This window comes from Mycobacterium sp., from assembly GCF_044342925.1.
Taxonomy (GTDB): Bacteria; Actinomycetota; Actinomycetes; order Mycobacteriales; family Mycobacteriaceae; genus Mycobacterium.
This window is the reverse complement of sequence record NZ_JBIIOV010000073.1, coordinates 1-14,962: the sequence shown is the minus strand read 5'-3', so window position 1 is coordinate 14,962 and position 14,962 is coordinate 1. Positions and strand designations below refer to the sequence as shown.

Below are 14,962 nucleotides of genomic sequence, written 5' to 3'. Positions count from 1 at the left end.
AGCAATTCCTGCTTCTGCTCTTCATCGCCGATGCTGGCCACCTGGTCGCTGACCGCGACCAGTTTGTCTTGGGCCTGATCCCAGTCGCCGCGGGCAATGAGGTCCTGAACCTGGGCCAGTTCGGTCTTGGCCGCCAGCCCCACCTGATCGTCACGCACCTGCTTCTGCGTACCGAAGAGCATGGTGCGCAGGCCGTACAGCGAGTCGCCGGGTCCGGACCCGGCCACCACCGCGCCGAAGCCGCCGATGCACAGCACCGCGGCGGCGGCCGCACCCACCACACTCAGACCGCGGCGGTGCCGTCGCGGGTTGGCCGGGGTGTCGGCGAAGGCGGCGATGCGATCCCGACCCGGGATCGACCGTCGATCGTTACGGCCGGCGTTGAGCGCGGCCACAGCGTCGGCCTCGCTGACCAGTCCGGTGGCCGGCGGCCAGCGCAATTCGTCGCGCCAGCCGCCCAGCAGGGCCGCCAGCTCGGCGTCGGCGGCGTCCTGCGGGGTCACCGGCAGACCGCCCGCGAGGGCGTCGATGAAGTAATCGGTGCGTCGGACGGCATCAACGGAGGGCTCGCCTCCGAAGTCCGGCCGTGCGAAATCGGGCCTTCCGAAGTCAGGCATAGTCGAACCCCGCTCCAGCGATCTCGGACTTCAACCGCGCCAGGGCGCGGTGCTGAGCGACGCGCACGGCGCCGGGGGTGCTGCCGACCGCCTCGGCGGTCTCCTCGGCGGACAGCCCAACCACGATCCGCAGGGTCAGGATTTCGCGCTGCTTCTCCGGCAGGATCGCCATCAGCTTGCTCATCCGTGCGGCGGAGTCGGACTGCATCGCCATCTGCTCGGGGCCGGCCTCCACTGAAAACCGCTCCGGCACCACGTCGGTGGGTTCGGATCGGTTGCGGGCCGCCGCGCGATGCGCGTCGGCGACCTTGTGCGAAGCGATGCCGTACACGAAGGCCAGGAAGGGGCGTCCCTGATCCTGGTAGCGCGGCAGCGCCTGGATGGCGGCCAAGCAAACCTCCTGTGCAACGTCGTCAGCTGAAAGACCACTGCGTTCAGCAGCCCCGATTCGGGCCCGGACATACCGGACCACGATGGGGCGAATGGTCTCCACTACCTCCCGAAGTGCATCGCGACTGCCGGCCACTGCCTCAGCAACGGCGGCGTCGAGACGCTCTCCTGGAATGGTCATCGACGGCAGCAACTCCAACGTTACGGACAGGGGCTTTTCGGGCAGGCCCGACTCAGCTAGAGACAATATCGGCCGAAACTGCTCAGGGGCGGCCACCAGGCATTCTCCACCGGCCGCCATGACGGGTCACGAACTCAGCACTGCGGTCTCTGACCTCTTCAATTGCGCCCTGGCTGTGAGCGGCACTTCCGATGCCTGCCAGCAGGCAGGCCAGCGCCCACCGTAGCGGCACCAACGCGTAGTTGTCGGCAGCCGCCAGAGCGGAATCGGCCACGGCGCGCGAATCCGACAGGTCTCCAGCGCAGCACAGCGCCGCGGCCAGCACGACGTCGCTCTTGACCCGGTGCCTGCGCAGTGCCGGCAGGGCGTCCTCGGCAAACTCGACACCGCGCCGGGCGTGGCCGACGGCCGTCCGGCCATCTCCACCCGCCATCGCCAGTTCGGCGCCAACCCAGGCCAGCCGGATATTCAGCCGGGCTGGCACAGCACCGGCGTCTTCGAGCACTCCGTTGGCACGGCCCAAAAGGTCGGCCGACACCCTCAGCCGGCCCACGCCCAGGGCGTCGGCGGCAAGACCGGCCAGAGCGTCGACGCCGGCCTCCGGGTCGTCACCGGCAAGCGCCCAGGCCCGGCCGTCCCAATCATGGGCACGCCAATGCCAGCCGAGCTGGCGAAGGAAGGAGGCGCGGGCGCTGTGGGCCAGCGAGGCCAATCGCGGATCGGGCCGGCCGCGCAGCAATTCGGCAAGGCCGGCGTTGGCGGCGCCGTAGCGGCCCTGGCCGCCGGCCGCGACGGCCCGCAGCCACAACTCCCGTTGAGTATGGGCCGATGGCAGCGGCCAGCTGCCCGGGTCGTCGCCGAACGCTGCGGCGTCAAGTTCGGATGCCGCGGTGTGGTGTGACATTGCGTCGCGACGCTACCAATCCGAAGAGTTAAAAGTTCGTGCTGCCCAGGTTACGGCTGTGTCAACTCCAGCTGTGAAACAAGACGTTTCGCGTCATGGGATCGGCAAAGAGACCGGGAAACGCCGTGACGCGCGGAACTTAAGATGAACGCGACGTAAATTCGCGTGCTGCCCCGATGCGTTCGTGCGCCGGGGCCCCTATTGACGAGGTTTCACCGACCCTCCTAGCGTGGGAGACGCGAGAGGTCACCGACGACTGTGCTCGTGGATTCTCCATGGCTCGTACGTGCGAACGATGCACGGAGAGAAAGGTTTTCACATGCTACAGCCGCAGCAGTTGCCCGGTCCCAACACCGACGTCTGGGATTGGCAGATGCAGGGACTCTGCAGAGGTGTCGATTCAGCAGTGTTCTTCCACCCCGACGGCGAACGCGGCCGCGCCCGCGCGCAGCGAGAATTGCAGGCAAAACAGATGTGCCGGCAGTGCCCGGTGATCACCCAGTGCCGCGCGCATGCCTTGAAGGTCGGCGAGCCATACGGCATCTGGGGCGGACTGAGCGAGTCCGAGCGGGAATTGATGCTGAAAGGGTCGATCCGCCGGCGCACCGCCTGAGGCGATGATTAACGCCCGCGAAAACGGGTATCGCTGAGGGCGTGTTGAAGCGTGCCGAACTACTCGCCCAATGGAGGGCCAGGGGAATCGATACTGGCCGGTGCTTCTACACCGGCTGGCCAACCGGTGGAGTGTTCGAGGTGGACCACCTTGTTCCCATCGCACGCGGCGGAACTGACGCGATCGGCAACCTCGTGCCATGCCTGCCGGTCATTCGGCAGATGAAGATCCATCTGACAGCGGTGGAGTTCGACGCGGTTCTCGACTCACCCGAGCCCGAACTCGACATCGCGGTCTAGCAGTCGGCGCTACTGGCCCATCGGCATGGCGCCGGCCGGGTTCTCCACGCCGCACCGCTCACGGATCTCGCGCAGAGGCTGGCGGATGGCCCGGATCTCGTCGCGGATCTGCGGTCGGGCATCGAGGTAGTCCTGCATCACCGTCATGACCTGATCGCGCGGCTGGCCCTTCAGACCCGTCACGAATTGGTTCACGTCGGGATGGGTGAACAGGTACGCGGAAGTGGCGGCGGACACGCCGGCCGCGACACCGGCCATGTCAGCGGCGGTGCAATTGGGCGGATCAGCGGGCGCCAGCGGTGCGGTGGCCAGCAGCGCTCCGGCGACCGCGCCGGCGCCAACGACGCAGGTCAGTGCGCGGCGGATGAATGGTGACATGTTGAGAACTCCTCTGCGGATAGACAATGCGGCTAGCGGGGCTGGGGCCTGGGCCGGTCCGGCGTCAGATCGAACACGAGGCCCGGGTTATAGATGTCGTAAAAATCGCATGCCGGGCTCCCGTAACAGGGGTAAGGGTTGTATCTCGGCACGTCGACGGGCGCTCCAGAGCTGCCCGACACGGTGCCGCTGGCACATAGCGTGCTGTTGGTGACGGTGTTGCAGTCGGCTCCGGCGGTCGGCGCGACGGCGACTCCGCCGGCTACGGCCGCCATAGCCAACAGGGGGACGACGCGGAGCGAAGGCGGGTTCACATCCGCAAGCTAATCACCTCGGCTGCGAGCAGTCCAAACCTTCAGTCGGTCCGGATCGATCCGAAGAAGTACTTCTCGGCGCCGGTCGGGTATCCGCCGCCGTCGGTGGCGATGTGGACATGGTCGAAATGGTTGGCAGTCTCGTTGCCGTAATCGGCCGTCCAACTCGGCGCACCGATGCCGGGGTAGAAGCCCTGCCGCCAGATGACGTGCAGCACCCCCCATCGCTTGGCGTTGGCCAGTGCGTATCCGGCGATCTGGTTACCCAACTCGATGCCCTCATCGGTGTGGTAATTGGGGATCATCACGTCGATGGCCAACCCGCTGGGGTGCCACTTCAACGCGTCCTGCCGGAAGCCGCCGATGGTCTGGATGTCGAGGAACATCACGCTGATCGCGCGAGCCGCCCAAATGGTGTGAATCTGCAGGCCCCGCTCCGGCGCCTTACCAACAGGAAGCTCGAAGTCGAAGTCCACGGCCGCTTCCGGCGGTGCGTTGGCGGCCATCAATTGGGCTTCGGCGGCACTGGCGACAACCGGCGCACCGGCGGGTGGCGGGACAGAGCCGGGCACGTGGGCGACGGGCGGCGTGCCGGCGGGCATCGCGGCAAGGGACGGGACACCCGGGTCCGCCGGGGCTGAGCTGGTAGGGGCGGTCGCGGTAGCGCCGGTCTCGTGGTTGTTGGTCTGGGCGTAGAACATGGCGCCCGAGACCGCGACCGAGGTCAGCACCGCCAACCAGCGTCCCGCGGGAAATCCCCTTGCCACGACCAGCACCTTACTTTCGAACCCGAGCAACGGGGCAATCTTCGCTTGCGCGAGTCTAGTGGGCGACGAGGGGGTCGCGTCTTCCGTCGCACGGCCCAGCCACGCCGACTCGGCCGGTCAGTTATGCGGCTGGTGCCCGATGCCCCGCCAACGCACTGATGCTCAGAGCGGCTCTGAGATCGGCGATGGTGTCGCGAGTCGTTCTGATCGCCGCCAAGACGCCCTCGACCGCCGCCTGATCAGGATGATCGTTCGTTGTCGCTTCGAGCAGTCGCAGAGTCTGAAGTAGGCGGATGTCGGACAGTTGGAGTGCAAACTCCGAATTCATGAGAATTACCGTACGCCGATTTCCGCCCCTACCGCGGTTTGGTGACGCTGCTCTCCCTAAAGTTCTCCCAAACGTCACAAAAGACTTGGAGGACAACACACCTGGCGAAGAGGGGCGCACCGCCGAAGCGTTGCGCCCCTCCCCTATCGGTCGGTGTTCTTAGTGAGCGTGCCCGTGATGGCCGTGCCCGCCGCCTTCGGACTGGGCCGGCTTCTCGACGATCGCGGTCTCGGTGGTGAGCACCATGCGGGCCACCGAGGCGGCGTTGAGCACCGCTGAACGGGTGACCTTCACCGGGTCGATGACACCGTCTGCCAGCAGGTCGCCGTAGGTCAGCGTTGCGGCGTTGAAGCCATGTCCAGCCGGCAACCCCGACACCGTGTTGACCACTACGGCGCCGTCCAGTCCGGCGTTGGTCGCAATCCAGAACAGCGGGGCCGACAGCGCCTCGGAGAACACATCAACGCCAATGGCCTCGTCACCGGAAACGCTGTCGCGCAACGGCTTCAGAGCCGCACGGGCCTGCACAAGCGCGCTGCCGCCGCCGGCCACGATGCCCTCCTCGACAGCGGCCTTGGCCGCCGCGATGCCGTCCTCGACGCGGTGCTTGCGCTCCTGCACGGCGGTTTCGGTGGCAGCGCCGATCTTGACGATGGCCACGCCGCCGGCCAGCTTGGCCACCCGCTCCTGCAACTTTTCGCGGTCCCAGTCCGAATCGGTGGACTCGATCTCGCCCTTGAGTTGCTTGACCCGGTTGGCGATGTCCTCACTGGTTCCACCGCCGTCGACGATCACCGTCTCGTCCTTGCTGACCACGACGCGACGGGCGGTGCCCAGCACGTCCAGGCCGGCCTCACGCAGCAACAGGCCCACGTCGGGGTTGACCACCTTGCCGCCGGTGACGATGGCCAGGTCCTCCAGGAAGGCCTTGCGGCGGTCACCGAAGAACGGCGCCTTGACCGCAACCGTCTTGAGGGTCTTGCGAATCGCGTTGACCACCAGGGTAGACAGCGCTTCGCCTTCGACGTCCTCGGCGATGATCAGCAGCGGCTTGCCGGACTCGGCCACCTTCTCCAGCAGCGGCAGCAGGTCGGGCAGCGAGCTGACTTTGTCCCGATGCAGCAGCACCAGCGCGTCCTCCAGGACGGCTTCCTGGGCGTCGAAGTCGTTGATGAAGTAGGCGGAGATGAAGCCCTTGTCGAAGCCGATGCCCTCGGTGACCTCCAGCCAGGTGTCCATGGTCTTGGACTCCTCGACGCTGACCACACCGTCGGTGCCCACCTTGGTCATGGCCTCACCGACCATCTCACCGACAATCTCGTCGCGGGAGGACACCGTGGCGATCTGGGCGATGCCGGTCTTGCCCGCCACCGGGGTGGCCGCGTCCAGCAGCGCCTGGGAGAGTAGGTCGGCCGCCTTGCCGATGCCCATCCCCAGCGCGATCGGGTTGGCACCCGCGGCGACGTTGCGCAGGCCGCCCTTGATGATCGCCTGGGCCAGCACCGTGGCGGTGGTGGTGCCGTCGCCGGCGACGTCGTTGGTCTTGGTGGCGACCGACTTGACCAGCTGGGCGCCAAGGTTCTCGAAGGGGTCCTCGAGGTCGATCTCCCGGGCGATGGTGACGCCGTCGTTGGTGACGGTGGGACCACCCCAGGACTTGGCCAGCACGACGTGCCGGCCGCGCGGGCCGAGCGTGACGCGCACCGCGGCCGCGAGCTTGTCGGCGCCGGCCTCCATGGCGCGCCGGGCGGTCTCGTTGTACTCGATCTGCTTGCTCATGCTGTCTTCATTCCTTGTTGAGCTGTCCTACTGGGCCTGTGCGACTTAGCTTGTGCGAGAAAGTGTTCCGCCCCGGAAACCGCCCGGCACGAGGCACGGGGATTTCCGGGGCGGCTCACATGATGCTTACTTGTTGACAACCGCCAGCACGTCACGGGCCGACAGGATCAGGTACTCCTCGCCCCCGTACTTGATCTCGGTGCCGCCGTACTTGCTGTAGATGACGGTGTCGCCCTCGGCGACGTCGAGCGGGATCCGCTTCTCGCCGTCCTCGTCCCAACGGCCGGGGCCGACAGCGACGACAGTGCCCTCCTGGGGCTTTTCCTTGGCGGTGTCAGGGATGACGAGACCCGACGCGGTGGTCGTCTCGGCCTCGTTGGCCTGAACGAGGATCTTGTCCTCGAGGGGCCGGATGTTCACGCTCGCCACGTGGTCCTCCACTATTCGATGTTCTTGGGCCCGGGAATTTCCCCCGGACCGGGTTCACCAGGTGTTCGGCATTCGTCCATGCCCTCGCGCCGTCGTCGCGGGTGCCGACACAGGGGCTGGCCGCCTGCCGCCTAGCACTCTATACCGGAGAGTGCTAGCACTCAAGGGGGGGTCCGTGCGATTCGCCGACGGCGAAGCGGGAACCGATCCCTAAACCGCACCGAACGTGCGTCTAGTGCGGCATACGCCGCCGGTTGTCGCACTGGAGGCACGCTCGACCGCGAGGTCAGAAGACCTGTCCGCGAACGATCGGTAACCCCGGATCGCTGGCCACATTCAGCGTCGACGGCGCCGCACCAGCCGCCACCAGGTGCGCCGCGAACGAGGCGATCATGGCGCCGTTATCGGTGCACAGCCGGGGCCGCGGCACCCGCAGCGTCAAACCGGCCGCGGTGCAACGCTCTTCGGCGAGTTCGCGCAGCCGCGAATTGGCGGCCACCCCGCCGGCGATGAGCAGAGTGGACACTCCGGTGTCACGGGCGGCGCGGACGGCCTTGGCGGTCAGCACGTCGGCGACGGCTTCCTGGAAGCCGGCCGCGACGTCGGCGATGTCGGCGTCCGGATGCGACTCCACGTAGCGGGCGACGGCGGTCTTGAGTCCGGAGAAGCTGAAGGCGTACGGGGCGTCTCGCGGACCGGTCATGCCGCGTGGGAACGTGATCGCGTCCGGGTCGCCGGTGTGGGCCAGTTCGTCGAGCACCCTGCCACCGGGGTAGCCCAGCCCGAGCAGGCGGGCCACTTTGTCGTAGGCCTCCCCTGCGGCGTCGTCGACGGTGCTGCCCAGTTCGGCGATCGGCTCGGCCAGGGAGCGCACGTGCAGCAGATGGGTGTGCCCGCCGGAGACCAGCAGCGCCACGCAGGGTGGCAGCGGCCCGTGGTCGTAGACGTCGGCGGCCAGATGTCCGCCGAGGTGATTGACGGCATAGAACGGCACGTCCCACGCCGCGGCGTAGGCCTTGGCCGCGGCCACTCCCACCATCAGCGCACCGGCCAAGCCCGGCCCGATCGTCGCGGCCACCACGTCGGGCCGCGCGATGCCGGCCACCTCCAGCGCGCGGCGCATGGTGGGGCCCAACGCCTCCAGATGCGCGCGGGACGCCACTTCGGGCACCACCCCGCCGAAGCGGGCGTGCTCGTCCACGCTGGATGCCACTTCGTCGGCGAGCAGCGTCACGCGGCCGTCGCCGTCCAATGCGGCGATGCCGACACCTGTCTCGTCGCAGGAGGTTTCGATGGCCAGAATCGTCGTAGCCGGCGGGCTGGACCCGGGAATCGACGCTGGCGGGCAGGACCCGGGAATGGACGCCGGCGGGCAGGAGCCGTGCGACCCGGGAATGGACGCCGTCATGCCGGCTCCCGGCGCATGGTGAAGGCGTCGGCGCCACTGGCCCGGTAGTAGCGCTTACGCAGACCGACAGTGACGAACCCCAGGCTCTGGTAGAGCGCCATGGCGGGCTCGTTGTCGGTGCGGACCTCCAGGAACACCGCACCATCGACGTCGTCGAGCAGTCGCGTCATCATGGCGCGGCCGATGCCGTGACCCTGGTAGGCCGGGTCGACGCCGATGGTGTGGATCTCGTAGTCGAAGGGCCGAACCCGGCCGAGCCGGGAGATGCCGGCGTAGCCCACCAGGGTGTCGCCCACCCGGGCGGCGACATAGCGGTTGTGCCGGGCCGCCAGTTCGCGCACGAACGCCGCTTCCGGCCACGGGTCGTCGCCGCCGAACAGCAGCGACTCCAGTTCCGCGCAGCGCGCGGCGTCGCGGCGGGCCAGGCCGTCGAACACCACATCGACCGAGCTGTTCACCGCCGAGGCTCCTGCGGTATGCCGCGTTCAGCCAGCGTCTTGGCGTCCGGGCGGCGCAGGTACAGCGGGACCAACGGCGCCAGCTCTGCATCCCAGTCCACCACGGCGGCCGCCAGACCGTCGGGCCACGGCTGCTCAGGTCCGATGCGGGGCAGTTCGAACAGCGCGCAGTGCGCCGGTGAGCCGGCCACCGACTGCGCGCCCCCGACGGGGACCTCCAACGGCGCCGACACCCCGGGCCCGTCGACACGGACACCGTCGCGGTAGCGGGCCCAGTACACCTCCCGCCGCCGGGCGTCGGTGACCACCAGCGCTTCCCCGGCGGTGCGGATGCCGATGGCGTCCAGCGAACACACGCCATAGACCTGTATGCCCAGGGCGTGGCCGTAGGCGGCGGCGGTGGCCATACCGATCCGCAATCCGGTGAACGGTCCCGGGCCGCAACCGACCACGACCGCATCTAGATCGCTCATCGAGAGGTGCGAATCAGAGACCGCGGCAACCACTTTCGGCGTGAGGAGTTCGGCGTGGGCTCCGGCGCCGAACGCGACGAGCTGGGCCAGGGTGTCGATCCGGCCGTCGTCGTGGCGTCGCAGTACCCCGACGATCACCGACGGGGTGGCGGTGTCGAGCGCCAGCACGATGCGGCTCACACTGTGCTCCATCGCCAGGTCGCGATGCGGGCATCGCTGTCGGCCAACCGCTGAAGATCGATGCGCAGGTGGTGATCGGAGAGCCGCTCGGCGAGTCCTTCGCCCCACTCGACCACTGCGACAGCGTCCTGCAGATCGGTGTCCAGATCCAGCGAATCCAGTTCGGCCGTCAGATCGGCACCACTGTGGTCGAGCAACCGGTAGACATCGACGTGCACCATCGCCGGCCGGCCGGGCGTCCGCGCGCGGTGCACTCGGGCCAGGACATACGTCGGCGAGGTGATCGGGCCATCGACGTCCATACCCGCCGCAATTCCTTTGGCGAGCATGGTCTTTCCCGCCCCCAGCGGTCCAGAAAGTACCACGACGTCGCCGGCGCGCAGCTGCCGGCCGAACTGTGCGCCCAGCGCCAGGGTGTCCTCCGCGGTGGCCAGTGTCGCCGTTCCCGCTTCGACTCGCACGTCACTCAATGCGGTCTCGCAGCCGCCGGGCGAACGCGACCAGCCGCGACGGGGTGGCCCGCTCAACCAGACGCACCAGGGCGTCGTTGATGACATCGGGGCGCTCCATCATCACCACATGCGCCGCACCCGGCACGATCACCAACAGCGAATCCGGGAGCGCGGCAGCCATTTCCTCGGAGTTCTTCACCGGGGTGAGCAGATCCTGATCGCCGCAGGCGATCAGCGTCGGAATGCGGGCCAGCACCGGCAATGCCGCGGTCTCCTCGTGGACCTCCAGCGCGTGCAGGAAAGCGACCAGGGTGTCGATCGACGTGTCGTGAATCATCTGCTCGTTGAACTGCACCACACTGCGGCTGATGTGGTCGTCGCCGAACGACGCCGTCCTGATGATCGGCCGGATCGCCCCGCGGATGGCGCCGCGGGTGCGGTGCACCGCGTTCGGCGCATAACGGGCCATGAATTTGACCGCTTCCAGCGCAGGGTTGTTCAGGATCTCGCCCAGCGGGGAGCGCGTCACACCTTCGGTGGCGGAGGAGATGATCGCCGCGCCCACGATGCGGCGACCGTAGTGCTCGGGGAACTGGCGGGCGTGCGACAGCACCGTCATGCCGCCCATCGAATGGCCCACCACGATGATCGGGCCGCGCGGAACCATCACCTGCAGAATGTTTTCCAGGTCGCAGCCGAGTTGCTCGACGGTGTAGGTGTCGACCGGGCCGGAGCCGGACTGGCCGTGCCCGCGCTGGTCGTAGAACACCATCCGGACCTGATCGCCCCACCGCTCGGCGAGCGCGGCCCGCTGGAAGTGGAAAGAGCCCATCCGCATACAGAAACCGTGCGCGAAGACCACCGTCAGCGGAGCGGTGACCGGACCGACCTCCCGCACCACCAGGGGGATGCCGTCGGTGGTGGTCACTACACAGCCGCGGTCGGCCTCCAGCAGCGCGAAATCCTCGCCCTCGTAGGCGTCGTTGATCGCCTTGCGATACCGGATCGTCCTGGCGGCGGACACACCGGCTGCGGTACCGACCGCGCTCAGACCGGCTAACCCGGCCATCAGCCGGGCCTTCTTCGCGGCCTCGGCGCCGGGCCCGGCTTCCAGCGCGGGCAGGTGCGCGTCGAAAGCACCGCGGCGGCGGCGCCGAAACGTGAACCTGCGAGAGTTACCGGCCATCGCCGTCCGCCTCCCGATAGATACGCCGAACACGGCCGCGCGGGCTGTTGACCACCTCGTAGTGGATAGTGCCGATCGCCTCGGCCCAGTCCTGGGCGGTGGGTTCGCCGTCGATGCCCGGTCCGAACAGCACTGCGCGATCGCCCTCGGCGACGTCGGGCACGCCAGGGCCGAGGTCGACCACGAACTGGTCCATGCAGACACGTCCGACGCTGCGGCGCAGCCGGCCGTTGATCAGTACATCGATGCGCCCGGCCAGTGCCCGGAACACGCCGTCGGCGTAGCCCAGCGGCAGCAGTGCGACCGTGGTGTCGCAGTCGGCGATCCAGGTGTGGTTGTAGGAGACGCCCTCGCCGGCGCGCACGGCCTTGACCATCGCCACCGGACAGTGCAGGGTCATGGCCGGCAACAGGCCCATCGGGCCGAGTTCGGGCACCGGGCTGAGGCCGTACACCGCGACGCCGGGGCGGACCATGTCGAAGGCCAGATCGGGCCGGGTCATGGCCGCGGGCGAATTCGACAGGTGCGCCACCTCGTAGTCGACGCCGGAGCGTCGGGCCACGTCGAGCATGTCGGCGAACCGTTGCGCCTGAACGTCATTGAGCGGGTTGTCCGGTTCGTCGCCGGCCACCATGTGCGACATGATGCCCCGCGCTCGCACCGCGTCGTCGGCGGCGGCCCGGCGCACCGCGTCGAGAACGTCGGGATAGTCCCGCGCGCTGACCCCGTTGCGGTTCAGGCCGGTGTCGACCTTGATGGTGATCGACGCGGTGCTGCCGGTCCGGCGGACCGCGTCGACGACGTCGTGGACTTGGCGCACCGAGGAAACCCCGATCTGCACATCGGCCCGCAGGGCCGGAGCGAAGTCGGTCCCGGGGACGTGCAGCCAGGCCAGGATCGGCGCGTCGATGCCGGCGCGGCGCAGTTCCAGCGCTTCCTCGACGGTGGCGACGCCGAGTTCTGCCGCGCCGGCGGCCACCGCGGCCCGGGCCACCTCGACGGCCCCGTGCCCGTAGCCGTCGGCCTTGACCACCGCCATGACCTCGGCAGATCCGGCGTGTTCGCGCAGAACCCGCACGTTGTGCCCGATAGCGGCCAGATCGACCACGGCCTCGCCGTTGACTGCGGCGGCGGCCGGTTGGGTCGGAGTCGTCAACGGCGTGGTCTTCATGGTCATGTCACCGGATCAGATTCTCCCAGATGGGTCAGTGGGCTTCCCCCAGATGGCGTCGAGGTGGTTGAGCACGGCGCGCAGATCCTCCCACAGCGAGCGGGCGAGGTCGGCCGAGAAGCCCTCGCGGACCACCACCCGTAGCACCGAGACGTCGGCGGCGCCGTCGGGCATGGTGTAGGCGGGGACCTGCCAGCCGTACGAGCGCGACGCCGCGGACCGGGATGTCTTCCTCTCCCGGACACCAAAACGGAGCGTAAGACAAAGGGCCGTTGAGGGCTTCAAACCTCGGGCAGATTTGTGATCTCAATTCCAGTAAGTAGTGACTGTAGTCCCTCGAAACGCCATGACTATTCAAGGCATTTGATTACGCCAATTAATTCAGACCTCTTGAAATTGTCACGGTGACGAACGCGCAGCGGCAGGAAGTCGTTGATCGGGTTCGATGTCTGCGTAACTTCCTCGCCCAAGGACTGCTTCGCCAACCCGACCGCGAGGGTGCTTCCGTGATCGGCGGCGGCAGGCCGATCCGGTCGCGGTGCTGGCTGCGGAGCACGGCGACCCGGTGCGGGCGCTCCGCCTGGCTGCGGGCTGCGGCAGGCCCGAATGACTTGGACGCGGGGTCACGCCAGGCGTGTACCGCTCCGGCGGTTATCTTGCCGGGCAGCTGGATACCGGCGAGTGGTTTGCGGAAGGTCCGGGCGTGGATCGGTGCTTCGACCACAAGCTGCGTGCGCGGCCGCACGCAAGGACACCGTTCCGATTCCAGTGAGTACCGCCGGGACACGGCGCGCCAAAGTCGTACGCTTGACTGACATTGCCACCTAGTACAGGATGAGCACTTGGCGCATCGCCCGCTCGGTTGCCACTGGAGACGAATAGGGGTTCTTTCCAATGAACGATAGTGATACCGACTGGTCCGCGACTCCTGAAAAGCAACCCGATGGCGGGGGTTTGTCGCGACGCAAGATCCTCGGCGGTGTGGCTGCCGGGGCCGGTGTGGCGGCCGCGGGTGCCCTTGCTGCGGGCTGCTCCAAGGACGGTGGTGGTGGCGGTGGTGTGGCTGGTAGCGGTGGTGACGGTCCGCCCGGGTACGGCACGGGCATCAACGAGGGGTTCGAGGGCAAGATCGAACTGGATGTTCGTGATTCGACGCCGGACTGGAAGCCCTTCGAGCTGAAGAAGGCGCCCGAGGGCGCGCCGAACATCCTGGTGGTGCTCTACGACGACACCGGCATGGCCGCCTGGTCGCCGTACGGCGGGCGGATCAATATGCCGGTGCTGCAGAAGCTGGCCGACAACGGCCTGATGTACACCCAGTGGCACACCACCGCGCTGTGCTCGCCGACGCGGTCGTGTTTCCTGACCGGGCGCAACCACCACGTCAACCGCAGCGGCGTGATCACCGAGGGCTCCAACGGGTTTCCGGGCGCGGCGTGCCGGCTTCCCGCGCAGTGCGCCACCGTGGCGCAAGTCTTGCAGGACAACGGCTACAGCACCTTCTTCCTCGGCAAGAACCACAATGTTCCCGAGGAGGACGTGTCCAGCGGCGGCAGCAAGTCGGAGTGGCCGATGCAGAAGGGCTTCGACCGGTTCTACGGGTTCATCGGCGGCGAGACCAACAACTGGTACCCCGACCTGATCGAGGACAACCGGTTCATCGAGCAGCCCTTCAGCCCGGAGGAGGGCTACCACCTCTCCAAAGACCTGACCGATCAGGCGATCCGGATGATCCGCGATCAGAAGTCGTCCAATCCGTCCAAGCCCTGGTACATGTGGTTCTGCCCGGGGGCCAATCATGCCCCGCACCATGCTCCGCAGGAGTACATCGACAAGTACAAGGGCAAGTTCGACGACGGCTACGAGGCCTACCGGGACTGGGTGCTGCCCCGGATGATTCAGAAGGGCATCTTCCCCGAGGGCACCAAGATGACGCCGGTCAACCCGATGCCGGAGGACATCGCGGCGCCCAATGACGCTGTGCGGCCGTGGAATTCGCTCAACGCCGATGAGAAGAAGCTGTTCGCGCGAATGGCCGAGGTGTACGCCGGGTTCTCCGAGTACACCGATATGGAGGTGGGCCGGATCATCGACTACCTGGAGCAGACCGGGCAGTTGGAGAACACCATCGTCTTCTACTGCTCGGACAACGGGGCCTCCGGTGAAGGCTCGCCGAACGGCTCGGTGAATGAGAACAAGTTCTTCAACGGCTATCCCGATGAGTTGTCCGAGAACATGAAGTACATCGACACCCTGGGCGGCCCGGACACCTACAACCATTACCCGACCGGGTGGGCGATGGCGTTCTCGACACCGTTCAAGATGTTCAAGCGCTATGCCCAGTACGCCGGCGGGACGGCTGATCCCATGATCGTCTCCTGGCCCAAGGGCATCAAAGCCCGGGGCGAGGTGCGCAACCAGTACCACCACGCCATCGATGTGGCCGCCACGATTTTGGATGTGGCGGGGCGTGGAGATGCCCGAGGTGTTCAGGGGTATCAAGCAGTACCCGCTCAACGGGACCTCGATGCGCTACAGCTTCGATGACGCCAACGCTCCGACCACCCGCAAGCGGCAGTACTACGCGATGCTGGGCACCCGCGGTATCTGGCAGGACGGCTGGAAAGCCGCCGCC

15 protein-coding genes and 2 pseudogenes are annotated in these 14,962 nt (G+C 67.5%); 3 read left to right on the top strand and 14 right to left on the bottom strand.

Translation table 11 applies throughout. The annotated features are described in order from the left end of the window. The 3 genes from ADBZ6I_RS09600 to ADBZ6I_RS09590 all read right to left on the bottom strand — a co-directional run. The coding region (locus ADBZ6I_RS09600; protein WP_526383176.1) for an anti-sigma-D factor RsdA at nt 1–617 on the bottom strand (617 nt) is incomplete at its 3' end. Next, the gene (locus tag ADBZ6I_RS09595; protein WP_526383186.1) at nt 610–1,188 is read right to left on the bottom strand and encodes an RNA polymerase sigma factor; all 579 of its coding nucleotides are present in this window, start codon (nt 1,186–1,188) and stop codon (nt 610–612) included. The genes ADBZ6I_RS09600 and ADBZ6I_RS09595, both read right to left, overlap by 8 nt. 82 nt (nt 1,189–1,270) lie before the next feature. Further along, nucleotides 1,271–2,092 (bottom strand): hypothetical protein, encoded by an 822-nt coding sequence (locus ADBZ6I_RS09590; RefSeq protein ID WP_526383174.1) that lies wholly within the window; start codon nt 2,090–2,092, stop codon nt 1,271–1,273. Nucleotides 2,093–2,411: 319 nt separating this feature from the next. Between ADBZ6I_RS09590 and ADBZ6I_RS09585 the strand changes: the two genes are divergently transcribed. Next, the gene (locus ADBZ6I_RS09585; protein WP_526383184.1) at nt 2,412–2,705 is read left to right on the top strand and encodes a WhiB family transcriptional regulator; all 294 of its coding nucleotides are present in this window, start codon (nt 2,412–2,414) and stop codon (nt 2,703–2,705) included. Between the two features lie 140 nt (nt 2,706–2,845). After that, nucleotides 2,846–3,004, top strand: coding sequence for an HNH endonuclease signature motif containing protein (locus tag ADBZ6I_RS09580; protein WP_526383172.1), 159 nt, complete (start codon nt 2,846–2,848; stop codon nt 3,002–3,004). A 9-nt stretch (nt 3,005–3,013) separates the two neighbouring features. Here the strand turns inward: ADBZ6I_RS09580 and ADBZ6I_RS09575 are convergent, their stop codons facing one another. From ADBZ6I_RS09575 to ADBZ6I_RS09525, 11 genes and pseudogenes are all read right to left on the bottom strand, one after another. Then, the gene (locus ADBZ6I_RS09575; protein ID WP_526383170.1) at nt 3,014–3,382 is read right to left on the bottom strand and encodes a hemophore-related protein; all 369 of its coding nucleotides are present in this window, start codon (nt 3,380–3,382) and stop codon (nt 3,014–3,016) included. A 355-nt stretch (nt 3,383–3,737) separates the two neighbouring features. Next, on the bottom strand, nt 3,738–4,397 hold the full coding sequence (locus ADBZ6I_RS09570) for a VldE C-terminal domain-containing protein (RefSeq protein ID WP_526383182.1): 660 nt from the start codon (nt 4,395–4,397) through the stop codon (nt 3,738–3,740). A 553-nt stretch (nt 4,398–4,950) separates the two neighbouring features. Further along, a complete protein-coding gene (gene groL, locus ADBZ6I_RS09565; RefSeq protein WP_526383168.1) occupies nt 4,951–6,570 on the bottom strand; it encodes a chaperonin GroEL in 1,620 nt (539 codons plus the stop codon). 126 nt (nt 6,571–6,696) lie between these two features. Beyond that, complete coding sequence (gene groES, locus ADBZ6I_RS09560; protein ID WP_313676256.1) at nt 6,697–6,999, bottom strand: co-chaperone GroES; 303 nt, start codon at nt 6,997–6,999, stop codon at nt 6,697–6,699. Between the two features lie 286 nt (nt 7,000–7,285). Further along, a complete protein-coding gene (gene tsaD / locus ADBZ6I_RS09555; RefSeq protein ID WP_526383166.1) occupies nt 7,286–8,407 on the bottom strand; it encodes a tRNA (adenosine(37)-N6)-threonylcarbamoyltransferase complex transferase subunit TsaD in 1,122 nt (373 codons plus the stop codon). Continuing rightward, on the bottom strand, nt 8,404–8,865 hold the full coding sequence (rimI, locus tag ADBZ6I_RS09550; protein WP_526383164.1) for a ribosomal protein S18-alanine N-acetyltransferase: 462 nt from the start codon (nt 8,863–8,865) through the stop codon (nt 8,404–8,406). The genes tsaD and rimI overlap by 4 nt, the downstream gene beginning before the upstream one ends. Continuing rightward, nucleotides 8,862–9,518, bottom strand: a complete 657-nt coding sequence (gene tsaB / locus ADBZ6I_RS09545) for a tRNA (adenosine(37)-N6)-threonylcarbamoyltransferase complex dimerization subunit type 1 TsaB (protein ID WP_526383162.1) — start codon at nt 9,516–9,518, stop codon at nt 8,862–8,864. Before tsaB ends, rimI begins: the two co-directional genes overlap by 4 nt. Further along, entirely contained in the window at nt 9,515–9,988 is a 474-nt protein-coding gene (gene tsaE, locus ADBZ6I_RS09540; RefSeq protein WP_526383160.1) for a tRNA (adenosine(37)-N6)-threonylcarbamoyltransferase complex ATPase subunit type 1 TsaE, read from the bottom strand. The genes tsaB and tsaE overlap by 4 nt, the downstream gene beginning before the upstream one ends. Beyond that, a complete protein-coding gene (locus tag ADBZ6I_RS09535) occupies nt 9,981–11,039 on the bottom strand; it encodes an alpha/beta fold hydrolase (RefSeq protein ID WP_526383180.1) in 1,059 nt (352 codons plus the stop codon). Before ADBZ6I_RS09535 ends, tsaE begins: the two co-directional genes overlap by 8 nt. Nucleotides 11,040–11,145: 106 nt before the next feature. Further along, nucleotides 11,146–12,327, bottom strand: coding sequence for an alanine racemase (gene alr, locus ADBZ6I_RS09530; protein WP_526383178.1), 1,182 nt, complete (start codon nt 12,325–12,327; stop codon nt 11,146–11,148). A gap of 15 nt (nt 12,328–12,342) precedes the next feature. Next, nucleotides 12,343–12,546 (bottom strand): annotated as a pseudogene (locus ADBZ6I_RS09525) (hypothetical protein); the annotation flags it as partial. Between the two features lie 675 nt (nt 12,547–13,221). On the opposite strand from ADBZ6I_RS09525, the pseudogene ADBZ6I_RS09520 reads away from it, so the two are divergent. After that, nucleotides 13,222–14,962 (top strand): annotated as a pseudogene (locus ADBZ6I_RS09520) (arylsulfatase); the annotation flags it as partial.